17 protein-coding genes, 1 pseudogene and 2 CRISPR repeat arrays are annotated in these 24111 nt (G+C 45.1%); of the genes and pseudogenes, 10 read left to right on the forward strand and 8 right to left on the reverse strand.

Annotated elements, in window-relative coordinates; translation table 11 throughout:
- The first annotated feature begins 162 nt into the window (after window positions 1-162).
- Window positions 163-2022 (forward strand): N-acetylmuramoyl-L-alanine amidase family protein, encoded by a 1860-nt coding sequence (locus tag QUA02_RS02915; RefSeq protein ID WP_333025186.1) that lies wholly within the window; start codon window positions 163-165, stop codon window positions 2020-2022.
- An 81-nt stretch (window positions 2023-2103) separates the two neighbouring features.
- Window positions 2104-2499: an SH3 domain-containing protein gene (locus QUA02_RS02920; RefSeq protein WP_190739334.1), complete on the forward strand. Its 396-nt coding sequence runs from the start codon at window positions 2104-2106 to the stop codon at window positions 2497-2499.
- Between the two features lie 321 nt (window positions 2500-2820).
- Here QUA02_RS02920 and QUA02_RS02925 read toward each other — a convergent pair whose 3' ends face one another.
- Window positions 2821-3381 (reverse strand): Uma2 family endonuclease, encoded by a 561-nt coding sequence (locus tag QUA02_RS02925; RefSeq protein ID WP_333025187.1) that lies wholly within the window; start codon window positions 3379-3381, stop codon window positions 2821-2823.
- 78 nt (window positions 3382-3459) lie between these two features.
- A complete protein-coding gene (locus QUA02_RS02930) occupies window positions 3460-4437 on the reverse strand; it encodes a hypothetical protein (RefSeq protein ID WP_333025189.1) in 978 nt (325 codons plus the stop codon).
- A 63-nt stretch (window positions 4438-4500) separates the two neighbouring features.
- Between QUA02_RS02930 and QUA02_RS02935 the strand changes: the two genes are divergently transcribed.
- Window positions 4501-5697: a CapA family protein gene (locus QUA02_RS02935; RefSeq protein WP_333025190.1), complete on the forward strand. Its 1197-nt coding sequence runs from the start codon at window positions 4501-4503 to the stop codon at window positions 5695-5697.
- A gap of 156 nt (window positions 5698-5853) precedes the next feature.
- On the opposite strand, the gene QUA02_RS02940 is transcribed toward QUA02_RS02935, so the two are convergent.
- Window positions 5854-6603, reverse strand: coding sequence for a cobalt-precorrin-6A reductase (locus QUA02_RS02940; RefSeq protein ID WP_333025192.1), 750 nt, complete (start codon window positions 6601-6603; stop codon window positions 5854-5856).
- A 185-nt stretch (window positions 6604-6788) separates the two neighbouring features.
- Here QUA02_RS02940 and QUA02_RS02945 point away from each other — a divergent pair, with 185 nt between their 5' ends.
- A complete protein-coding gene (locus tag QUA02_RS02945) occupies window positions 6789-7607 on the forward strand; it encodes a tetratricopeptide repeat protein (protein WP_333025193.1) in 819 nt (272 codons plus the stop codon).
- 345 nt (window positions 7608-7952) lie between these two features.
- On the opposite strand, the gene QUA02_RS02950 is transcribed toward QUA02_RS02945, so the two are convergent.
- Window positions 7953-8750, reverse strand: coding sequence for a TIGR01548 family HAD-type hydrolase (locus QUA02_RS02950; protein ID WP_333025194.1), 798 nt, complete (start codon window positions 8748-8750; stop codon window positions 7953-7955).
- A 177-nt stretch (window positions 8751-8927) separates the two neighbouring features.
- Here QUA02_RS02950 and QUA02_RS02955 point away from each other — a divergent pair, with 177 nt between their 5' ends.
- From QUA02_RS02955 to QUA02_RS02975, 5 genes and pseudogenes are all read left to right on the forward strand, one after another.
- A complete protein-coding gene (locus QUA02_RS02955; protein ID WP_293181450.1) occupies window positions 8928-9239 on the forward strand; it encodes a 30S ribosomal protein PSRP-3 in 312 nt (103 codons plus the stop codon).
- Window positions 9240-9720: 481 nt separating this feature from the next.
- The gene (locus QUA02_RS02960) at window positions 9721-10794 is read left to right on the forward strand and encodes a class I SAM-dependent methyltransferase (protein ID WP_333025195.1); all 1074 of its coding nucleotides are present in this window, start codon (window positions 9721-9723) and stop codon (window positions 10792-10794) included.
- Between the two features lie 420 nt (window positions 10795-11214).
- A complete protein-coding gene (locus tag QUA02_RS02965) occupies window positions 11215-12105 on the forward strand; it encodes a Mo-dependent nitrogenase C-terminal domain-containing protein (protein WP_333025197.1) in 891 nt (296 codons plus the stop codon).
- A gap of 698 nt (window positions 12106-12803) precedes the next feature.
- Window positions 12804-13844: a GTPase ObgE gene (gene obgE / locus QUA02_RS02970; protein ID WP_333025198.1), complete on the forward strand. Its 1041-nt coding sequence runs from the start codon at window positions 12804-12806 to the stop codon at window positions 13842-13844.
- Window positions 13845-14118: 274 nt separating this feature from the next.
- A CRISPR array of direct repeats spans window positions 14119-17955; the repeat unit is 37 nt; unit sequence GCCGCAATTAACCTAAATCCCTATCAGGGATTGAAAC.
- A 102-nt stretch (window positions 17956-18057) separates the two neighbouring features.
- Window positions 18058-19137 (forward strand): annotated as a pseudogene (locus QUA02_RS02975) (ISKra4 family transposase).
- 84 nt (window positions 19138-19221) lie between these two features.
- Window positions 19222-19787: direct repeats of the CRISPR family, unit length 37 nt; unit sequence GCCGCAATTAACCTAAATCCCTATCAGGGATTGAAAC.
- Window positions 19788-20212: 425 nt separating this feature from the next.
- Here the strand turns inward: QUA02_RS02975 and QUA02_RS02980 are convergent.
- The 3 genes from QUA02_RS02980 to QUA02_RS02990 form a co-directional block, all read right to left on the reverse strand.
- Window positions 20213-21148: a spermidine synthase gene (locus QUA02_RS02980; RefSeq protein ID WP_333025200.1), complete on the reverse strand. Its 936-nt coding sequence runs from the start codon at window positions 21146-21148 to the stop codon at window positions 20213-20215.
- Window positions 21149-21259: 111 nt separating this feature from the next.
- Window positions 21260-21859, reverse strand: a complete 600-nt coding sequence (locus QUA02_RS02985; RefSeq protein WP_333025201.1) for an adenylate/guanylate cyclase domain-containing protein — start codon at window positions 21857-21859, stop codon at window positions 21260-21262.
- 6 nt (window positions 21860-21865) lie between these two features.
- Window positions 21866-22594 carry a response regulator gene (locus tag QUA02_RS02990; RefSeq protein ID WP_333025202.1) on the reverse strand — a complete coding sequence of 243 codons (729 nt, stop codon included), beginning with the start codon at window positions 22592-22594 and terminating at the stop codon, window positions 21866-21868.
- Between the two features lie 457 nt (window positions 22595-23051).
- On the opposite strand from QUA02_RS02990, the gene QUA02_RS02995 reads away from it, so the two are divergent.
- On the forward strand, window positions 23052-23411 hold the full coding sequence (locus tag QUA02_RS02995; RefSeq protein ID WP_333025203.1) for a hypothetical protein: 360 nt from the start codon (window positions 23052-23054) through the stop codon (window positions 23409-23411).
- Between the two features lie 16 nt (window positions 23412-23427).
- Here QUA02_RS02995 and QUA02_RS03000 read toward each other — a convergent pair whose 3' ends face one another.
- Window positions 23428-23982 (reverse strand): methyltransferase domain-containing protein, encoded by a 555-nt coding sequence (locus QUA02_RS03000; protein WP_333025204.1) that lies wholly within the window; start codon window positions 23980-23982, stop codon window positions 23428-23430.
- Window positions 23983-24111: the final 129 nt, after the last annotated feature.

Below are 24111 nucleotides of genomic sequence, written 5' to 3' on the forward strand. Positions count from 1 at the left end.
ACGCGGGAATTTATATGGCCGATCGCTCAATTGCAACTACAAACCTGATAAAATGGGCTCTGTCTAGTAAATAAGACTTACGACTAATCCTCAGAAATCCGGTTTCTTAGGGTAAGTTCTAGTATAAATAATCAACAGACTCTCAATTAGTTGCGATTTAGAATGAGAAAATTTTTAGGATTAGTTGTGTTTGGGCTGATAATGGCGATCGCCTCTGTAGCTGTCGCCGCTCAACCTTTGTTTCTCGCTTATCCTCCCGCCAACCACAAAACTACATCAGATCGCATCTTTTTAATCGGTACAGCGCCCGCACCGGGACAAGTGTTAGTAAATGGCAACCAAATTTCGCGCACCGCATCCGGGCATTTCGCCCCGACTTTTCCGCTGCAACTCGGCGAAAATCTCTTTACCTTGCGTTACGAAAATCAGGAAGTCAAAATTAAGGTGACGCGCGAGTCGAATCAGCCGGAAGCCCCTGTAGGATTGGTTTTTGCTAAAGATTCCCTGACGCCGAAAGTCGATGTGGCGAGTTTGCCGGGGGAATATATTTGCTTTGGGGCGATCGCACCTGCGAATGCTCAAGTTTCGGTAAAATTGGCGGGCATTACTATTCCTTTAAAAGCGCGATCGCAAGTCGAACTACCCGACAACAAATCTGTACTGTTAGGTGAAAACTCCCCGATTAAAAAAGGCGGCAGCGAACAGTATCAAGGCTGCGGTAAAACCCCCCCCAACCCCCCCTTGCTAAGGGGGGGCAATGAGTCTAATGCTCCCTTGGCAAGGGGGAGCAATGAGTCTAACTCTTCCCTACCGAAGGCTGAAAAAGTTGATTTAGGAGTGCCTGTATTTGAGCTAACAATGAACGATCAAACTATCAGCCAACAAGGTACTGGCAAGATTTCTATTCTTTCTCCTGCCGACTTAGAAATAGCCGAAGTAACAGCAGATCCTGGTGTAGCCAGAACCGGGGCGAGTACAGATTTTTCTCGAATGACACCGCTGCCCAAGGGAACGCGAGCAACAATTATCGGGCGCGAGGGAGAATGGCTCAGACTCGATTACGGTGCTTGGATTAAAGCCTCGGAAGTCCGAATTGTCCAGGATTCAGTGCCTCCGCGATCGATTATTCGCAGCGCCAGCTCGCGTCAAGTTTCCGGCTGGACAGAGGTCTTATTCCCCTTAGAAACACCCGTCCCAGTCACCGTGCAAGAAGGAGAACGCACCTTCACTTTAACGCTGTACAATACTACCGCTCAAACTGACATTATTCGCGTCTCTGATGACCCTGTAATTTCACGTTTGGTATGGCAACAAATCTCGCCGCTGCAAGTACAATACACTTTTAATCTCAAATCTGCCCAGCAGTGGGGCTATAAGCTGAGATACGACGGCACAACTTTAGTGCTGTCTTTAAAACACCCGCCGGCGAATACAAGCATGATGCCGAATTCGCAAGCAAAACCCTTATCGGGAATTAAGATTCTCATCGATCCGGGACACGGCGGGCCGGAGGATGGAGGTGCGGTGAGTCCAGTGGGAATTAGGGAAAAAACAGTAGCTTTAACAGTGTCGAAATTGGTGCAACAGGAATTGGTAAATCGGGGCGCGAATGTGGTAATGACGCGAGTAGAAGATGTCGATTTGGATTTGCCGCCGAGGGTGGAAATGATTCAAAAAGAAGAACCTGCGATCGCAATTTCAATTCACTACAATGCTTTGCCGGATAACGGCGATGCCATTAAGACTAAAGGTGTCGGCGCTTTCTGGTTTCACCCGCAAGCGCACAGTTTGGCAATGTTTTTGCACAATTATTTAGTTGCCAAGTTGAACCGTCCGAGCTATGGTGTATTCTGGAACAACTTAGCCATGACCCGTCCTGCCGTTGCTCCATCTGTTTTAATGGAATTGGGATTTCTGATCAATCCCGAAGAGATTGAATGGATTGTGAATCCGACAGAACAGAAGAAATTAGCCGAGGCGATCGCCCAAGGTGTTACCGAATGGTTCGCCTCTGTGAAATAACAGTTAGTAGTAAGGGCTGAAGTCCTTCTCAAAAAAATCCTAGTCAGGACTTCAGTTCGGTCAATCCCAGGAAATGAAATAATGCTAATTTTTACTCAATCAAAAGCCTTTTTTATTGCAGCCGTCGTTGCAAGTTTTAGCTTCTCACTTTACAGCTTTCCTGTTTTCGGCAAGCAGCAAAGCCTTGCTCCCGCAAAAGCAGAAGCTTTAAAAAAGCAAACTCAATGCTCGTTTATTACAGGTGAAGGCGGCGCTGTTAACATTCGCAAAGGCCCAGGCAATAAGTACCCGGTTGTTGCTAAATTGAAAAGGGGAGACGGAGTTAGGGCTGTCAGCAGACAAGGTAATTGGGTGAAAATTGCGGCCAGATTTTCGGGTAATCCTCCTAATGAAACTTTTACAATCCTTGACGGTTGGGTGAACAATCAATTTATTAATGGCTGTTCCGAAGACCAATTTGACAGGTGGCGGCAATAGGGAATTTCGTAGGGGCGGGTTTTACAGACAATATATAACGAGTACAAACAATCTATATAAACCCGCCCCCACACCACCAATAACCTACATGAACCTTGATTTCGATCGCAGGAGAAAAACCTATATGGGGATTTACCGTTGGGTGGGGGCGGGTTTACTATATTGTCGATTATTGACAATTATTATCGGTGAAACCCGCCCCTACGATCGTTCGGCGGTTGAAACCGCAACTACACTTGCCTTGCGTTCGCGCAACGCGAGACTTTAAAAAAAAGGAGATTTAAAACCGGATGTGATGTAAAAAAAGACGATCGCCCTGATTCATTGTTGCATTCTCAACCAGCTAAACACCTGTTCGGCGGTGATATTCAGAGGAATCATTTCGGGAACTGGAAGGACATCGCTACCTTCGCAGAATTGCGGTTGTTGGTTGGGCAAAAACGCTAAAATTGATCGATCGTCTGGATCGATTAGCCACCCCAACTGACAATTATGTTGCAGACAGTGAATGATTTTTTTAGTTACGCGATTTGAGCTTTGTTGTGGCGAGAGAATTTCGATCGCCCAATACGGTGCAATTAGCACATCATCCAACGGTTCACCGCTCTCATCAAATTCAATTTGTTCCCACAATAGTACCGCAATATCTGGAACAATCGATCGACCGCCAAAGGTACACCGCAACTCTGGAAAAGCATAAGCTATCTTGGGAGTTTGCGTCACCTGATTAATTTCGTTGCAGGTTCTTAATTGCAATAGGCTGTGCTTTGTTTTCGGCATAGGTTTTTGGATAATCTCCCCCTCAATGTATTCGCTGGCAGGTTTGGTTTCTGGCAGTTTCAGAAATTCTTCAAGGGTCATGCGCTCAGTTGCGATTGTCATAAATAAATTCCTCAATTCTACCTATCTTCAGTGTAATGCAAAAAATATCTATTTTGCATAAAATTTGTGTTGCCTCGCCTAATTTTGCGGAACTATTTGCTGTTTAAATTCAAACAAATTAGGATTTTTAGGGTCATAAAAAGCCCGCAACCAATGCACGTTGGGAGAACCAAAAGTTTCAACTCTAGTAAAATTTTTCATTCTCGGTAATTGAGTTTCATCGGTAAAATAGGGTAAAGGTTTATCGATGCGGAAATAGTGAGTATCGCCGTGGACGAATACAACCTGCCCTGGGAAATTGCCTGTTTCTGTTTCCAGAGTTGCGATAAAATCGTTGTAGCCACTTCTTCTTTTGTCGGTCGGATCGAGTTCAAATCCCGGATTTGCCTGTGCAACTAACACAATTCCTTTGCTGTTGCTGCGTTTGGCTAAAGCAAAACATTCTTCGATCCAGGCTAAGTTAGCTGAATTGCGATCGGCATATTCTGCATCTGCTTCGGGAGTGCGGCCCAAATTGTTGTTGCTTCCCGGCATATTAATCGCAAAAAATACAATGCCATGATAAATCCAGCGGACATTTTCGCGGTATTTAGCAAACTGCGGGTTTTCGCTTTGACGGGTGAGAGTTAAGGTGCGCTTTCCCAAACTTTGATTACCCGGGCTGAAGATTTCTCGCAGTTTAGCAAGTCTTTCTACTGGATCGTAACTGCCGTTATTTGAACGGTGGCAATCCGTCCATTCATTGTCACCATAAACTAGAATAAACGGTATCTCAAAATTGTCAAATAACTGCTTGCGGCTGAGAAAAGTTGCATCATCGCAGACACTGGAACCGTTTTTAATGTCGCCGTCGTGGACGACAAACGCTGCGGGCGATCTATTGATATCTGCAATCAAACTTGGAAATTTTGCTTCCTGTTCCGCACTGTAGGGCAAATCGCCAATCAAGGCAAATTCAAAAGCCCGATCGCCAGAAGTTTGAGCGTAAGTTAAAACACCAAAACTTGTAATTAATACAAAAACAATAAAGGCAATAATTAGATAGTTTTTTTTCATCTATTTAGCCGTAACTAATTTAGTTATGATACCATATAAGCCGAAAAATTACTCTCAAAAATCATGAATTTTAGTCGGTTGCTTTCGGTAATTGCCATGCTTTCGATCGCAGGCTGCAACATCCAAACGCCACAAACCAACACACAGCCTACAGAAAGTCGATCGCCAATTGCAACCCCTGTTCCCGCCAAACCAAAGTCTGAGATCGAAGAAGCAAAACTAATTGCTGTTGGCGACATCATGATGCACAGTACCCAAAAGCGATCGGGCTACGACGCAAAAAAGAAAACATACAATTTTGACAGTTTCTTCGCACCAGTTAAAAGTATCCTGTCAACAGGCGATTGGGTCATCGGAAATCTCGAAACACCTTTAGCGGGCTCCGATGCGGGCGGATATACGGGATATCCGCTATTTAACGCACCGGCTCAATTAGCGGATGCGGCTAAAAAAGCCGGATTTAATATCTTGACAACCGCGAACAATCATGCTTTAGACCGTGGAGAAAAAGGGGTAATTAGAACGATCGCCAATTTGCGCGATCGTAAAATTGCCTCCACAGGAACAGCCACATCTACCGCGGAGGCTTCACGCACTTTAATCAGCACCAAAAACAACATTTCCCTAGCCATGCTAGCCTACACCTACGGCACAAACGGCATTCCCATACCCAAAGGCAAAGATTACTTAGTTTCCCTAATCAACGAAAAAAAGATAATCAAAGATATTGCCAAAGCCAGAAAACAAGGAGCAGATATTATCGCAATTTCCCTGCATTTTGGCGATGAATATCAGCGACAGCCAAACACCCAACAAAAACAATTAGTGGAAAACCTATTAAAAGCGGGTGCAGACATCATTCTTGGCAGCCATCCCCACGTCGTCCAACCTTACAAAATATTTAAGTTTCCTGGGAAACATGGAAAAACCCGAAAAGCAGTAGCAATTTATTCTATGGGAAACTTCATTTCCGGTCAGACTAAAGATTATACAAACTTAGGCGTAATTTTGCAAGTAAATATTCGCAAGAAATTTCCAGTAAAAACTACAGAAATTACCAGCATCAAAACCATTCCGACTTGGGTGCACCGCTATACTCTGAACAATCAAGTGAAATATCGGGTTTTGCCATTAGAACAAACAGTAAACAATAAAAAAGACTCGCTGTTGGCCAATTCGCAGTATCCTGTTTTAGAAGCACAATTACAACAGATGAACAAGCATCTCAATTATTTGAATGCTCAGCAAAAATCCAAGTAATTCAGTAAGGTGCGCAGTGCGCACCTTAATTATAATCTCTCGCGAGCGTCCGGCTCGCACTGCACGAAGAAAAATATGATTCCCATGCAAATAGCGTTTATCTACCTATCTTCTTCTCCCTCTTCCTTCGCGTCCTTCGCGTCTTCGCGGTTCAATTCAATTCAACTGCTTAATCAACCAAAAAATAGCCCCTTCCACATCAGCAACCCGATCGACATCGGGAATCGGCGGCCGCTGCACCATCACGACCAAAATTCCCAGTTCCCTAGCGGCAGCAATTTTAGCATAAGTAGCACCGCCCCCGCTGTTTTTACTAACAATTGTATCAATCTGATATTCTAACAGCAATTGCCGCTCGTCTTCCAATGTAAAAGGCCCCCTTGCTAATAACAATTTGCCGTTAGGAACAGGAGTATTTAGTGCAGGAGGATCGATCGCCCGCATCAAAAACCAAATAGCATCCAAACCCGCAAACGCAGCCAATTCCTGCCTGCCAATGGTGAGAAACACCCGCTGAGACTGCCCTAATAAAGCCCTTGCAGCCTCCGAGTGGCTGGCAACTTCAATCCAGCGATCGCCCTCCACCATCTCCCAAGCTGGACGCACCAGCATCAAATAGGGCACATTGCATTCAGCAGCAGCAACAGCAGCATTGGCTGAAATCTGAGCCGCAAACGGATGAGTAGCATCAATTAACAAGTCGATCGGGCGATCGAGCAAAAACGCCGCCAGCCCAGCCGCCCCACCAAACCCTCCTATTCGCACCGTACCCGTTTTTGGGGTAAAAGGCTGTTGAGTGCGTCCTGCTAGCGAAGATACGACCTCTATCTCAGCGATTTGAGACGCTCTCGCTGCCAGTTCAGCAGCATCCCCAGTTCCGCCCAAAATTAGCAAGCGTTTTTTCATCAAATTACCCCTAACTTATACCATTTTAGATTTTAGATTTTAGATTTTAGATTAGTAAATGACTTATGAAATAAGGGTTTGGAGGTGGCCTGCAGTCACATCCTTTTTTGAAACTGGTACTATCTAACCAACACCCGCAATTTCGGTTAATAATATGTTTAGTAAAGTTTAAACTGCCAACAACAATGATGCGCTCATTTTTCACATTTTTTACAGTATTAATGGTAACGGGGTTAGTTTGGTTGGGGAATATCGCGCCCGCTGCTGCACAAGTACAACCAACAGATATCGCCGATCCGCAGCAGGAATTAGGAGAACTCGTTCAAAAAGCTTTTGAAGCTACAAACGAAGGCAAATTTCCCGCCGCTGAAACTTTTTGGACTCAAATCATTGACAAATTTCCCTCACAAGCCGCCGCTTGGAGCAACCGAGGCAATTCTAGAGTCAGCCAAAACAAGCTACAACCAGCAATTGCTGACTACGAAAAGGCGATCGAACTAGCTCCCATCGCCCCCGATCCCTACTTGAATCGCGGCACAGCATTAGAAGGTTTAGGACGCTGGGAAGAAGCGATCGCCGACTACAATCACGTGCTAGAATTAGACCCCAAAGATCCAGCCGCCTACAACAACCGAGGCAACGCCAAAGCCGGTTTAGGAAAATGGGAACAAGCGATCGCCGACTACAGCAAAGCCTTTGAATTAGCGCCGGAATACGCCTTTGCCCGCGCCAATCACGCCCTCGCACTTTATCAAAACGGGCAAACCAAAGAAGCAATTCGCAACATGAAAAACATCGTCCGCAGATACCCTCAATTTGCCGACATGAGAGCCGCCCTCACCGCCTGTCTTTGGGAAGCCGGAAATCGCGGTGAAGCTGAGAGCAATTGGGTAGCCGCAGTCGGCCTCGATTCCCGCTACAAAGACCTCGATTGGGTGGCGAAAACTCGCCGCTGGCCACCAATTGTAGTCAGCGCATTAGACAAATTCTTGAACTTGAAATAATTAAGATATTACCCAGAGTCAGGATACGGCAGTGTCCATCGGTGTCAACTTAAGCCTGAAATCCTTGAGAAATATCGCTTTTATTCGAGTCCATATCCCCCTAAATCCCCCTTAAGAAGGGGGACTTTGAGAAATACTCTTGTCCCCCCCTTCTTAAGGGGGGCTAGGGGGGATCTAGATTTAATAGTTAAACAACAGTCTCTGACTACATTTGACGTTAAGTTGACACCAATGGGCTTTTGGAGTGTCCCTACAATTAATAGGGCGATGGTTGCATCTCTCATCGAGTCCGATCGATTATTTTGGGGTAGGGAAACGGCATTGCCGTGTCCGACCTTGCTACAATTAATCGGGCTTGATATTACTTAATTCCCAAATCCGTACAGGAGTCAACTCTTCCACATTCCTCAAAACACATACAGCACCGGCAGTTTTCAGCGCCGCAGCATAAGCCTCGCAGCGCACAGCATCATCCAAAACGTGAGGCGGCAAAATTCCCATCCCCAGCCAAATCCGGTTTGGTTGCACTTCCCGCGCCTTCACAACCGTGTAAATATCGGCAACAGTATCTCCCGCGTAAATTACAGGCAAATTCTTTTCTAAACCGTGCAGGTTTTCTAACTGTTCAATTGCGGAGAAAAGTCCAGTCGGATCGGGTTTTCCCGGTGCATCTTCCATCGCCACTAACACGGGGGAATTTAAACTCAGTTTCCCTGACAAAACATAAGCAGCTTCATCCCGCATCGCGCCGCTAAAAAAGCCCCACACAATCCCTCCAACTGTTAAATTTTCCAGGTAAGCCGGACTTAACAGCAGCGGTTCGTCACAAATGTAACCAGTCCAATTTTGCTCGTCGGGCCCGCGATAGCGACTTTGGAAAAAAGCTACTAATTCGTCATAGTCGATCGCCAGTTGGTTTCTCGATCGCCCAATCCCCTCAAAATAACGGCAAACTAACTCGAAAGACGCTTGCCAGTCATTATTCCACACTCCCTCAGACTTCAGAGAGTCGATATCGAGAGAATTCGGGCGAAAAGCACCCGCCGTGAAATGCTCCACCGCATCCGCGATCGCCCGCCTGTAGGAACCGGAGACATCCCGCACCACGCCGTCAATGTCGAAGACTAAAATAACTCTGTTCACAACTTAACCATCCTTGTAGCTAGGGCCGGTTAGCACCCCAATTTTATCGATTTCAAGCCAATTTCTGGCGCGAAACCCAGCCGCGCGACAAAACTTTTAATCACTGATGACTCATTATTGAACAGAATGTGCTACGCTTAGCGATTGTAGAAATTTTTAACAAGTTCGATCGGAACCCTGGAGGTTTGCTTGTCCAAGTTCATCTTAAAAGTTCTCTGGCTAGAAGAGAATGTTGCCCTCGCCGTTGACCAAGTTGTCGGTAAAGGAACTAGCCCGCTGACAGCTTATTTTTTCTGGCCCCGCAAGGATGCGTGGGAAGAACTCAAAAACGAACTCGAAGCCAAACACTGGATTGCTGACAACGATCGCGTCGAAGTCCTCAACCAAGCTACAGAAGTAATCAACTACTGGCAAGAGGAAGGCAGACGGCGCCCGATGACTGAAGCTCAGTCAAAGTTCCCCGAAGTGACTTTTACCGGCAGCAACTAAGCCCAGCTTTAAGTTGCTACCCATATAAATTGCCTGTTATGGCTGACGGGGGGAAGGAGAGAGGGGGAGAAGGCGAGAGGATTTGACGCTTTTTCCACCTCGCCGCGAAACATACAATTTAAATGTGCTACAGCTTATCGAAATACGAACTCCGATTTTTAGACAGACTCGGGTTTTGGGCTTAGTCGATTTGAGGCTTATCGAAAATAAATCTATAAAATCGGCTTTTTTTTGATAATTAATACTTACGCGAAAAGTGGTTTGACGCGCTGCTTATAGCTTTTTATGAACAGGCAAGATGCCTGTTCCACAAGAAAATTCCCTCTTTGTGGAACAGGCATCTTGCCTGTTCTTGAAAAGGGTGCAAGATGTGAGTTATAACAAATAACAAATAACAAATAACAAATAACTAACAACTAACAACTAACAACTAACAGCTAACAACTAACAACTAACAACTAATCACCTCTTCGCGGAATCTATGGGCGCCGAAAGTACGATCGACCAAACCGAACAGCTACCGCTGGTAGTAAATCCCGACATTCTCCAGCAAGCTATCCTCTACAAAATTAATACTCGCGTAATCGCTCGCGGAGAATTAGTTTTCCCCTGCGTCCCGGGAATGCTAAGCCACTATCTCAAGGCGATAGAACAGCTATTTAGCACTCTCGACAGACCCCTGCCAGAAGAACGCAGAGACGAACTCAGCAAGCTTTTAGCCACCAAGTTAGAACAAGGCTACCGCACCTCCACAGCATCGATGCTGATCCTGCAATACGAATCAGTACAGCCGCCGCAAACCGGTTTAGCCTGCAAAGTGATTGTTACTACCTCAACAATGGGAGAACAGTACAAAAGCTGGGTAGACACCAGAGAACCTCCGCTTTTCGGCTCTCATCCAGACGCAAAATTGATGGCAACGGCTGCTAAATTGGGCACACCCGATCGAGTGCGGATTTTGGACGTGGGGGCTGGTACCGGCCGCAATACCTTGCCGCTGGCGAGATTGGGCTATTCTGTAGATGCGATCGAGCTAACCCCAGCTTTTGCAGAACAATTGAAAACTGCTGCAACAGCCGAAAACCTTCCCGTGACAGTTACCGAAGGCGATGTCCTCGACCCCTTAATGCGGATGAAACCGGCGCGCTACCAGTTGGCAGTTGCCGCCGAAGTCATCTCACATTTTCGAGACAGCGATCAAGTACGGCTTTTCTTAGCTAAAATGTGCGATTCCCTCTGTCCCGGAGGTTTGTTGCTGTTCAGCACCTTTTTAACAGTCGGCGACTACCAGCCAGATGCCCTCGTGCGACAAGTTGCCCAACTCTCCTGGTCTACTTTATTTACCCCCCAAGAACTCGCCACTGCAATGGAAGGGTTGCCCTTAGTCCAAATATCCGACGAATTGGTGTTTGAGTACGAACGCCATCACCTGCCGGAAGGAGCCTGGCCGCCGACGCCCTGGTTTCCCAGTTGGGCAACCGGTCGAGATGTCTTCCCTATGGCAAACGGACGCCCGCCAATGGAATTGCGCTGGATTTTGTGCCGCCGCAGTTAAAAAAAAATCAGTTTTTTCGATACGGACACAGCAATCACAATCGTTAACAGTCAGTAATAGTTTCCTCAGATATTTTTATTTCAACAGCTTAAAGCCGGCTCGCTGTTAATATTGCCCAGCCTGCACACAAAAATTTACAAAAATATATATTAAGATATAAACATAGCGAAGTTCGATCGCCCCTGGGTGAGAAACCCCGTGTCTGATTAGATCCAACGCTTGCAAACCTTTTATTTCTTGCGAAAAATTGGTTTGCTCACGGCAATCGGGTCTGAGTAAAATTCGATCGCCATCTCGATCGGTGCAACTAGAGTTAAGATGAATCAGACAAACCTATTCCTCCAGACAGATGACATTGTAGAGGAATCGGATGCTCCAATAAATTAGCTCGCTAATCAGCGACGCTCCTGAAACAAAAATATGCTTTTAACACGTCCACTACAAGCGTTTGGAGCAATCTTCGAGCACAAACCTTCCACAAATACATCGATCGAACAAAAAAGCAGTAAAAATTATTGGGAGGGGAATATTTATCCCGCTGTAAACGAACAAATTGACTGGTATATCCAACTGGAAATGCTAATGAGTAACGCGAAATCTTCCTGCACCAATGAAGAGATTACCGCTTGGCTGCGCGGATTGCTGACAATTGCTTGGGCAGACGGCAACTTTGACGAAAACGAGCAAAAAATGATTGCGAATCTAACTCAAGATGAACTACATCCAGTATCTTTTGAAACCAGTTTTGAACCCATTGCCCCAGAGGAACTAGCCGCTGTGTTAGGGAAAGGCACTGCCAACGGAGAGAATTTTTTGAGGACAGCAGTAATGGTAGCCTTGGCAGACGGTACCTACTCGCTATCGGAAGACGAGGTACTGTACAAGTTTTGCACAGCTTTGGGTCACAAGGTCGATGCGATCGAATCTCTGCGACACACCATCGAAGACAGCAAGTGCGATCCGCAGGGGCCCAGCACCCAAATAGTCTTTGATGCGAATGTCGCCCCCGTCGCCGGAACACCCCTTTCATCTCGGCTACCTAAACCTCACCACAAAAATGTCCTGCAACCAGTCAAAGACTGGCTTGACGGCTGGGAAGTTCACGACCCCAGAGTGGCACACTTTGTCTGCAAAATGATTCCGCCGCAGTGTCCGTTTGAGCGAGATGTCATGTTATTCGGACGCAAAATCGTGCACATTCCGGCGATGTGCAAAATTAACCCGCTTTACGAACAGTTGGTGGGGATGCGCTTTCGAGCTCTCTGCTATTTGGCAGATGAATGTAAGGAAGATGTATCGTCATATTGTTAGCAGTCAGTAGTCAGTAGTCATTAGTCATTAGTCATTAGCCATTCTTGTGAAATCTTGGATTAATGACTGTAACTATTAACCAATGACTACTAATTAGTCCAACACGCAAAAACCTGGTTTTTCTACAAAAAAACATCGTTACAGCGCTCCGCCCCAGTAGAAAAACCAGGTTTATTCAGTTGGAAGCATCCCAATTTAGTAAAAAGCGTTTTTTAGGAGTGCGAGCGTCCATAGCGAACGGTAGGGATCGTTCGCTATGGACGCTCGCACTCAATACGATCCAAATATATTATTCTGATGCAACCGTCCACGATCTGAAAGCAAAAATGGGATGCTCCCTATTCAGTTTTTGTTGGTAAGTCCTGCTAATATTAAATCCGCTTTGATAATACCAATTCAAAAAAAGTTTTGCTACAATCCTCAATCTTATACAAATTATTAAAAGTCGCAGACCCAAGAGCCGGACACGGCAGTGCCGTTTCCCTACAGATGCTCGGGTAAAATCTCTCGGTATGCACTACTTTTCAGAATTGGTATAACTATATTTTTCCGGCGACTATAAGTCGCGACTGCACTTGCTTGGAGTCCGCCTCTGCACACTCAAGGAAAAGAGGAATATTGTACTTGGATCTGGTATCATAGCTAATGACTACTGACTAATGACTAATGACTTCTGACTATTGACTACTGACTAAATTATGCAATTTATCGATCGAGCAGATATTCAAGTCGCAGCAGGCAAAGGCGGCGACGGCATGGTAGCTTTTCGCAGAGAAAAGTATGTACCGGCGGGCGGGCCGAGCGGCGGCACCGGCGGGCGGGGCGGTTCTGTGTTTATGGTGGCGGTGGAAAGCCTGCAAACACTGCTAGATTTTCAGTACAACCGGATTTTTAAAGGCGAAGACGGGAAGCGCGGCGCGCCGAAGAATATGACGGGGGCTTCCGGGGAAGATCGCACGATCGAAGTTCCCTGCGGCACAGTAGTTTACGACGCGGAAACTCAGGCAATCTTAGCAGATTTGGTGACGCCCGGACAGACTTTTTGCGTTGCCAAAGGCGGTAAAGGCGGTTTGGGAAATAAGTGTTTTCTGACCAATTCCAACCGCGCTCCAGATTATGCCATGCCGGGAAAAGAAGGAGAACACAAATTTTTGCGGCTGGAATTGAAGCTGTTAGCTGAAGTGGGAATTATTGGGTTGCCGAATGCGGGCAAATCGACGTTAATTTCAGCTTTATCTGCTGCTCGTCCCAAGATAGCAGATTATCCGTTTACAACCTTAATCCCGAATTTGGGCGTAGTCAGAAAACCGAGCGGCGACGGTACTGTTTTTGCTGATATTCCGGGATTGATTGAGGGGGCTCACGAAGGCGCTGGTTTGGGTTACGAGTTTTTGCGGCACATCGAACGAACTCGGTTGCTGCTGCATTTGATCGATGTTACGGATGAAGATCCGATCGCCAATTACGTCACAATTCAGGAAGAATTGAAGGCTTACAGGCGTGGTTTAGCCGATAAACCGCAGATTTTGGCTTTTAATAAGGTAGATGCGATCGACCTCGAAAGCGAAGAAATCGGTAATTTAACCAGCCGACTCAGAGAAATCAGTGGCGCTCCAATTTTGTTGATTTCGGCTGTGAGTCGAGTTGGGTTGGATGAATTGATGCAGCAAGTTTGGCAAAAACTCGACGAGATGAACGAGAAAGAGGCTGAGGAACTGTTAGCAGTCGCGAGTGTTTAATCGCTTACCGGTTCGTGGAATTTCCGTGAATGGGTAGGTGTTTTTTTGAGGGGGTCAAATCTTTCGGCTGTATGGCTGGTGTGGCAAGGGTTTGAGCCTCTCTGCTGAAAAAATCGGTTCGCGGAAACGCTGAAATCATTGCTGTGTATAGCTTTGATAGTTGTTGAAAATTTTGCCTCTTGACAGGTCGGTGGCTGAAATGATATTTTATAAATGGTTCACGGAACAGTACCTTGAAAACTAAATACAGTAAGGCTTCTGACACGGGCGGCCGGCCGCAATTAACCTAAATCCCTATCAGGGATTGAAACTCAGAAAAGCGCCCTCTAAGAAATTTGGATTGAGCCGGCCGCAATTAACCTAAATCCCTATCAGGGATTGAAACTGAGCTGAAAGTTTCAGACAACCTTGAGTGTCCGGCCGGCCGCAATTAACCTAAATCCCTATCAGGGATTGAAACAGCTGGCACAAGTCGATCCAAGGTCTGAGCCTTTGCCGGCCGCAATTAACCTAAATCCCTATCAGGGATTGAAACGCCATATGAAGAAAACCCAAGAATTGAATACGGGTGCCGCAATTAACCTAAATCCCTATCAGGGATTGAAACAGCGCTCCGGGGGATTCCGAATCCACTTCCAATCAAGCCGCAATTAACCTAAATCCCTATCAGGGATTGAAACGCAGATTCCCCACTACTGAGGCAATGCCTATCGACCAATGCCGCAATTAACCTAAATCCCTATCAGGGATTGAAACTGAAATATGTACTTCTGCTAGTATTTATAATAGGCCGCAATTAACCTAAATCCCTATCAGGGATTGAAACTTCATATATTTGAATATCTTATCACCCCCCCCCCGCCGCAATTAACCTAAATCCCTATCAGGGATTGAAACATTTTTTATAAATCTGTTGCTCGGTTGCCCGAGTATCCTGCCGCAATTAACCTAAATCCCTATCAGGGATTGAAACTTAGATTTAATGCCAAGTTCTCCTGATTCGATTCGCGCCGCAATTAACCTAAATCCCTATCAGGGATTGAAACTGGTGTGATAAATTACGCAACGATCGATTAATGTGCCGCAATTAACCTAAATCCCTATCAGGGATTGAAACTCAATCCCTAGTAGGTATTTAAAATGCAACTGTACGCCGCAATTAACCTAAATCCCTATCAGGGATTGAAACTGTAACTAGCGATGTAATTCGTTATTCTGGAATGCCGCAATTAACCTAAATCCCTATCAGGGATTGAAACGAGACTGATGACTTTGGAGGAAATCAGGAGGATGCAGAGCCGCAATTAACCTAAATCCCTATCAGGGATTGAAACTTCGAGTTCGTTACATCGGAACAGAGTGTGCCGAACAAGCCGCAATTAACCTAAATCCCTATCAGGGATTGAAACTCAAGTAATCCTCCGCAAGCTCGTCCGCCAGCCAATGCCGCAATTAACCTAAATCCCTATCAGGGATTGAAACCGGTTGCCGTTGTTGCTTGCTGAGGGCATCGACTATAAAGCAACCAAGGCCGCAATTAACCTAAATCCCTATCAGGGATTGAAACGCGGGATCTCCGAGAACTTGTTGGAGTCTTTCAACGGCGCCGCAATTAACCTAAATCCCTATCAGGGATTGAAACATGATTCTTCCCGCATCTCGCGGGGCTAATTGTGTGGGCCGCAATTAACCTAAATCCCTATCAGGGATTGAAACTAGAGTGCGACCTAGAATTCTGGATAGATTTCATCCGCCGCAATTAACCTAAATCCCTATCAGGGATTGAAACGATAATCGGGTCATCATCGGCCTGGAACCATCTGTAGCCGCAATTAACCTAAATCCCTATCAGGGATTGAAACTTATAAGTGGTCGAACAAACCGCACCACGCTTGAGCCGCAATTAACCTAAATCCCTATCAGGGATTGAAACAGAACGAAAAGCTGAGCGCCCCGACAGATGCTAGCGCCGCAATTAACCTAAATCCCTATCAGGGATTGAAACTTCTGGTTTGAATTTCCACGGACGATCGGGCCGGCCGCAATTAACCTAAATCCCTATCAGGGATTGAAACTCAGGTTGGGATAAAGGTTATTGGAAGGCAGAACAGAGCCGCAATTAACCTAAATCCCTATCAGGGATTGAAACCAATTGGCTTAAGTCGAGGTTCCGGTGAAACCTTCAGCCGCAATTAACCTAAATCCCTATCAGGGATTGAAACGAGATAGACGAAAAGATTAATAGAATCGTGGCGGATTTAGCCGCAATTAACCTAAATCCCTATCAGGGATTGAAACTTGAGGATTCAAACTCGCATGGGGCGAGAAAAAGCCGCAATTAACCTAAATCCCTATCAGGGATTGAAACTGGGTTAAATACACGGGGTGCGGATCTGTCGCGCTGGCCGCAATTAACCTAAATCCCTATCAGGGATTGAAACAAGGCTGATTTGCTTGGTACTTTCTTCTTAAAAAGCCGCAATTAACCTAAATCCCTATCAGGGATTGAAACGCAACCTTTACGCAGCAAAGTTTTTCCAATCAGGATCACTAGCCGCAATTAACCTAAATCCCTATCAGGGATTGAAACGTGGCGGGATATTGCGAGAGAAATTCTCAACTGGGCCGCAATTAACCTAAATCCCTATCAGGGATTGAAACTTGCCGCAGCGACGATCGGGTTGGGGGTGATGTGCCGCAATTAACCTAAATCCCTATCAGGGATTGAAACCAATCCTGCGATCGGAACCTTTCGGAATATTACCAAAGCCGCAATTAACCTAAATCCCTATCAGGGATTGAAACCTCCACTGACGAAAAACTGGCAATCCTTGATGCTTGCCGCAATTAACCTAAATCCCTATCAGGGATTGAAACTTATATGCCAACCGCGTTCCGATTCCTAATGAAGAGCCGCAATTAACCTAAATCCCTATCAGGGATTGAAACCTCCGATATAGGGGCCATAGAGCATCTCTCGCAGTGTGGCCGCAATTAACCTAAATCCCTATCAGGGATTGAAACACCATTTTCAAGGATTTAATTAAATGAGTACCTACAGCCGCAATTAACCTAAATCCCTATCAGGGATTGAAACGAGGCCGAAGCAGCTTTGAGGGCTTAAGATTGCGGCCGCAATTAACCTAAATCCCTATCAGGGATTGAAACAAGTCAATATCGGGATCATACCTACACCCAACAGCCGCAATTAACCTAAATCCCTATCAGGGATTGAAACCTTATCTTCAGCGCGAATATCTCTTGTATAAAAAGATTGCCGCAATTAACCTAAATCCCTATCAGGGATTGAAACCGTCTTTCACATATGCAACGTAAACGAATAAAGGTTCACGCCGCAATTAACCTAAATCCCTATCAGGGATTGAAACATCTCAGTAGGCTTTTTATCGCCAATATAGGCATGCCGCAATTAACCTAAATCCCTATCAGGGATTGAAACTCTAATTCCGCTCGCTTTGCCCTAGTCAAAACAATGCCGCAATTAACCTAAATCCCTATCAGGGATTGAAACCAGCAGGATGAGAAAGACGCGATTGAGAAAGCCCTGCCGCAATTAACCTAAATCCCTATCAGGGATTGAAACTCAGTACAATACATAACATACCCGCCCTCCAATTGCCGCAATTAACCTAAATCCCTATCAGGGATTGAAACACGGAAACAACAAAGAGCAAAAACAATGAACATCAGCCGCAATTAACCTAAATCCCTATCAGGGATTGAAACAATCCTGAAATAAATCCCTACCCGAAAATAGACCAAGCCGCAATTAACCTAAATCCCTATCAGGGATTGAAACATTCTGGCCGTATTGCAGGTTGTGGCGATAATCGTAGCGCCGCAATTAACCTAAATCCCTATCAGGGATTGAAACAGAAATCGACATCAAGGGTGCTTATGCGAAATCGCCGCAATTAACCTAAATCCCTATCAGGGATTGAAACTGCACTCTAATGCAGTCATGGTGAGCTATTCTCTCCAGCCGCAATTAACCTAAATCCCTATCAGGGATTGAAACGCATCATAGGCAATCCGAGGCTTATCTTAAAGCAGCCGCAATTAACCTAAATCCCTATCAGGGATTGAAACGGGGCCCGGGGAGCATAACACTTATGCGATGAGTACAAATACTCAGAAAGACCATGCCCCTCATTAGTCCATAATTAAATATGTTTACCACTCTCGAAAAATTATGAATCCAGAGAAACAAAGAAAGCTGCAAGAATATACCAGAGCAATTGCGGAGATTTTATATACAGAAGCTGAATCTGAACAACAGTTCACGCTCGAAAGTATAGAAAAAACTATTCAGACACAGCTTCAGCAGTATGTGAGTCCCGAAATTGCTGCTTTTTTTTTAAGCAATCAACAGGAACAACTGCCGGTAGAACTAGAAAACTTACCAGTACATTAGGAATACTCAAAATCAGTGAAAAACAAGCTAAAATACTCGGAGTTAAGCCCTGCACAAGAATCAGTCCACATTTGGAACAATGTTGTCTGAGATTAAGTGCCAATATGTCATACGAGCAAACGGCAGTAGATTTAGAATACATCACCGGTGTCCAAACCAATGCCATGTCACAACGCCCGATTAGTCCATCGGCAAGAGTTTCAGTTGCCGATAGTCACAGAACTAATTGAAGAATTATGTGTAGATGGAGGAAAAGTTAGATTAAGAACTGCACAGGGACTAGAATGTATCTACAAAGACTATAAAGCAATGCACACCAACAGCGGATTAATCGCGGTTTATCAAGATAACATTGGGCTGATTAATTGGGTCAACAGTCAACCCATCGCTAAGATTGTAACCTGTCTGGGAGATGGACATGATGGAATTTGGAATATTATCGCTTTAGTCGCCCCCAATGGACAGCGGCGAGAAATCCTTGACTGGTATCATCTGATTGAAAATCTGAATAAGGTTGGCGGTTCACAACGAAGAATCAATGAAGCCCAAGCTTATTTATGGATGGGACAGGTAGAAAAAGCGAAACAACTTTTTGCAAATCTGACAAAAAAAGCCGCACAGAATTTCTGCGTATATCTCAACAAACACCGAACACGCATCGTTAATTACCACTATTATCAGTCAAATAAGATTTGTTCGATTGGCTCGGGTGCTGTGGAATCAGCAATCAAACAGATTGGTCGTCGCATAAAAATTTCTGGTGCACAATGGAATGAGCAAAATGTCCCGCAAGTCTTGGCTCATCGAGTAGCTTACTTAAATGGAATGATTGGTGTCAATCTCAAAGCAGCAGCTTAAATTATCATCAGTATTTATACTGATCGCATAACTGTTATGCTCCCCGGGGCCCGGCTCGTCAAGCTCATCCTCAATGGGGATAGGGCCGCAATTAACCTAAATCCCTATCAGGGATTGAAACTTGTGTAAACGATTTATTGATTAATATGAAAAGACGCCGCAATTAACCTAAATCCCTATCAGGGATTGAAACAAACATAGATTCTCCTGATGAATCAGGAACATCGGGTCAGCCTTGCGCCGCAATTAACCTAAATCCCTATCAGGGATTGAAACTTCTACAGTGATGTCGCACACTTTCAAGTACCCAGCCGCAATTAACCTAAATCCCTATCAGGGATTGAAACCGTAGTTGGTTCGCGGGCCCGGCGGTCGCACCCCGCCGCCGCAATTAACCTAAATCCCTATCAGGGATTGAAACAAACCATTTATATGTGCCCTGCTTTACCACCGTCGCCGCAATTAACCTAAATCCCTATCAGGGATTGAAACTGAGCTTCTCTATAATCTTTCATTAGGTCATCTACATCTTTTGCCGCAATTAACCTAAATCCCTATCAGGGATTGAAACAAGCTCATTGCATATGGGCTGCGGTATTAAAGTCTAGCCGCAGCCGCAATTAACCTAAATCCCTATCAGAGATTGAAACTCCGCAAAGTTGCCCCAGATAAAATCCGCCATGAGTTTAAGCAGCGTTATTCTCTACGGGCTAGTGTTGAAACCTAGCTTTCTCAAAGAACTCGTGTTTTTGGTTTGCGTTACACTCGTTACATGAATCTTGCCAAAACTCGCCTACAACATATTGTGACTGCTGCGGCGATGAATCTGTCGAGAATGCGGGCAAGAGGGCGCAACATTCCGATTGGCTTGAGTCGTGTCTCTAGTTTTTCTGCTCTTTTTATCTCTGGCTCATCATAGTTCTTTTGTCCTGATTATGGGATGTTTGGTTTCACCCTTTTTTAATTCGCTAACAGTCTCTTTCCAATCGCCGGGATCTCAACTTCGTGAAAGCCGCATCACCAACAGGCTTTCCGGCCTGTTCCACAAAGAGTAAAACCGGACTTGTTATCAATATCAGAATAACCAGCAATCAAAATAACCAGCGGGCGGCGAATCGTCATGCAAAATTTGAGCTTTTTCTAAATTAGGTATAGCTTCCGCCAATTCTGTACCTAATTTTACTTCCTGCGATATGTCTGTTAAGGGAAATGAAAATTGATGGCCATCTTGCAAATATTTTGCTCTGGAAACAATCTCATTTTTATCTAAAATAGCGCTGTTGCTACCAATCAAAACGCTGTTAATGTCCTTCCACGGACACAGGCAAACCTGAGAAAACACGCTTTGAAAAGTCTTGATTTTTTCCGCATAAAACTCATCTCTTTGCAGCAGATTCACAAGCACAACTCCCTCGCTTGACAAGCGTTTTTCACAAATTTCATAAAATTCTTTGGTGGCCAACCGGTGGGGAAAGTAGCCGTTGCCAAAAAATACGTCCGTCATGATGATATCGTACTTAATATCGGGATTTTGCTGTTCTAGATATTCTCTCCCATCTTGGATTGCAACTGTGATTCTGCCGTCGAACAACACTCCAAAACACTGTGTAGCTGCTTCGATCGCGATCGGATCGACATCCGCACATTCTATAACAGTTTCCGGCAAATAGTGGTGCAAAACTAAGGGAATTCTGCCGCCGCCAAAACCAGCAATGTAGATTCTTTGAGGTTGGCTTTGCCACACTAAACCTAACATCATTGCCTGAGTATATTCAGACACTAGATGTAAAGGATTTTTGAAATCGCAAACAGATTGCAGTAAATCTGTATGCAAATTAACTTTTTCTACTAAAGATAGCTTAATTTGGTGTTTGTCTTTTTTGACTGCAACATAGTGAACTCCCGAATCTTTGCAAAAAATGATTCCATCCGGCTGTTGTTGCAGCCAAGCAAGCCGCTGCCCAATTGCGCCGAGATTAATAGCTTGCCAATTTTTGTAATCGTCAATCATGTGATACCAAATCCGGCTTATTTCTTAGTCCGCGCTAGGAGTGGACTTCGTTTGTGTAGTAGAGATTTCAATCGCCAATGGCTAAAGATATAACTAGAGAAATTAAGTTGATTACAGCCGCTTGTACGCCACCAATTCCAAACCTGAAATCGAAAGTTCCACTTTTTTCCAATCTTGCTTGTCACCTTCCAACTTTTCAAATGCTGCTGAGGTGAGCAAAATTTCTCCCCGTTCCGCCAAATCTTCTCCCAGCTTGGATGCCAGATTAAATTCCGATCCGTACATATCCTCTCCTTCCAGCATCAAAACATCGCCGCAGCCAATACCAATACAGAGGTGAATATCCATTTCCGGCGGCAGTGTCGTGTTGACAGCCGCCGTTTGCTTCAAAGAGTCGATCGCAGCTTCCACAGTTGATTTAACATCTGGAAAAACTGCAAAAATATTGTCTGCTTCTTCCTTAACTAAAGTGCCGCCGCATTCTGAAATTATCGGTTTGACAATTCCGTGCATCCGGTGAATCATTGCCAAAAAATGAATGATTCCGTAGCGGAGAGTCGTGCGCGAAAATCCCGACATATCCATTACTAAAATTGCGTAATTTTGGCGAAAAGTTGCATCTATCTTCTCATCAATTTCCGCCATTCTTTCGGGATGTTCGTTTCTTTCTTGCAGCAACTTTTCCAAGTAAGCGCGGTTATTTGTTTTCATTTTAGTTTAATTAAATTCCCAATCGCGACACAGTTCTTGAGGGCGGCCAGCCGGATGCACCGCACAATTGATGCCGTCCTTGCCGTAATAATAATCGCAGACTTTGCAAGGTTGAGTTTGCTCTAATTTTTTCATCAAAATTGCCCGGATTGTCTCGACTCGGTTTCGGTACTTGTTTGCATTGGAGTGACTCGGTTCAATTGCCAAAGCTTGCTTGAAAGCTGCTAAGCTGGAATCGTATAATTTAATAATTTGGGCGCTGTATTTTGTCCAAGCATCGGCACGGCTTTGATACAGTTCGACTGTACTTAAGTTTAAGATACCGTATTCTGTCCAAGCGTCGGCGGAAGCTCGATCGAACTTAATATTGGCATTGAGCAAAACTTTTTGGATCGTTGTTAAGAGTTCCCTTGGCTGCCAAGGTTTGCTAACATAAGCCTCAGCGCGATCGATCGCCCTAGACAATAAACCTAACTGCTGTCCCTTTCCTGTTAAAAATACGACTGGTATATTTCGAGTTTGGGGATTAGCTTTAATTAAACGGCAAACACCGTAGCCGTCTAGACGGGGCATTATGATATCTAATAATACTAAATCCGGGTAATTTTTCTCAATTTTAGCCAGTGCTTCCACACCGTCAGATGCCTGAATTACATTCAATCCGCTGCATCTCAACTGATGTGAAATGCACTCCCGCTGGCTGCGGGAATCTTCCACCACTAAAACTGTACTCATCACTCCCCACCTGGTTTCTGAGGTAAACTTGTTCGCTGCTTCGAGTTGCCCTTGCTGAAATCAGTTTACCCGCATTGGATGAATTTGTTATCACTCGCGAGCTAAATTTACTAAAATTGCAACAAATCTTAAACTGGCGAGCGAAGGCGATACTTATCAGAAAATGCTGGTTGCTAATACGCGGACAATTATTCGATGTTTGGGTGGCAAATATTCGGCTTTTAAGCCTTAATAATATCAATTCCGTTAGCATCGGAATGATATAAACGGAGGACGCGGCAGTGCCGTGTCCCTACCACGATCTATTGTAGGGACACGGCACTGCCGTGTCCTCTATATCATTCCGGTGCAGCCGGAATTGATATAACGGCAAATCGTACTGAGGTGGGACGAAAACTTTGTGGAATTTCCACAGATAATCCGCTACTGTATACGTTGAAGTTTTTAAGGAGGACAAATGAATAAATTGCTCCTCACACTACTGGTAAGTCCGACGCTGTTTGGATCTGTGATGTCTTTGAGCGCGATCGCAAATCCCGCTCAAATTGGCGAAACACCAGGCCAACCGGCTGATTCGCCCAACTGCGTGCGATCGCCCCACACTCAGCGTCTGACTTGCGTTCGGCTTCCTGCCAAAGCTGCCGCTGCTAATTCTAAACCGAGAATCAGTTGGCAGTCGCCGGATGGCCAGCCGGTGGCGATGCTGGATTTTTCGGAAGAAGAAAGCGATGCTGCCGTGGCGTTGTTTGGCTGCGACTGCCCGTTGTGTATCAATTCCCTGCGACAGTTGCGCGGTTTGCCGCCGCTAGCGAGTTAAACGCGATCGCCCGGAGCTATTTTTGCGCGATCGCCCAAACTACCAAGGGAAAATCCGGCTCGTTTGCTAGCGAATGAATCGAGGGGCTGTAAATCTCCCACCTTGCAAAGTTTGCCATTACACAAGCTCGGTTTCCCCACGCTCCTGTTTGAATGCGTTCCAAATTAAAACCGCATTCAGCAAGCAAGTATTTGATGCCAGTTTCTGTCCAGCGAGAGCAGTCTGTAGGATAATTGTGAATGCGAATTAAAAATGGTGTGGTTATTAAAAAATAACCGTCGCTATCCAGCATTTTATATATATTTTTTCCAGCGCGGTAAGGCCAAAGCAGGTGTTCAAATATCTGCTCTGCAATTATCAAATCAAAGGTTTCGTCGAGGCAATACTCGCAAATATCAAAATCTGGATATTTCAGCGATTTATAGCTTTTGAAAGACTCCCAATTCCCCCAACTGTCGCCAGAGATTTCTAAGGCTTTCAATTGACTGGGCTGCAAGCTTTTAACGATTCTGCGCGTTTCGCGGTTCATTACGACTCGACACCAATCTTCGTTAATAGCACTAAATACCATATATTCTCCTTTTTTGCGGAACGATCGCACTTGTTTACCACAATAACCTATTAACCTTAAGACGGCTTCACTCCCAACAGATGAGCAGTCGATCGCACCCGCCGGCAAAATTAAATGTATAATATTAAC

Origin of the sequence: Microcoleus pseudofavosus SVA1_A4, from assembly GCF_036700565.1 — a bacterium.
In the GTDB taxonomy this organism is placed as follows: domain Bacteria; phylum Cyanobacteriota; class Cyanobacteriia; order Cyanobacteriales; family Microcoleaceae; genus Microcoleus.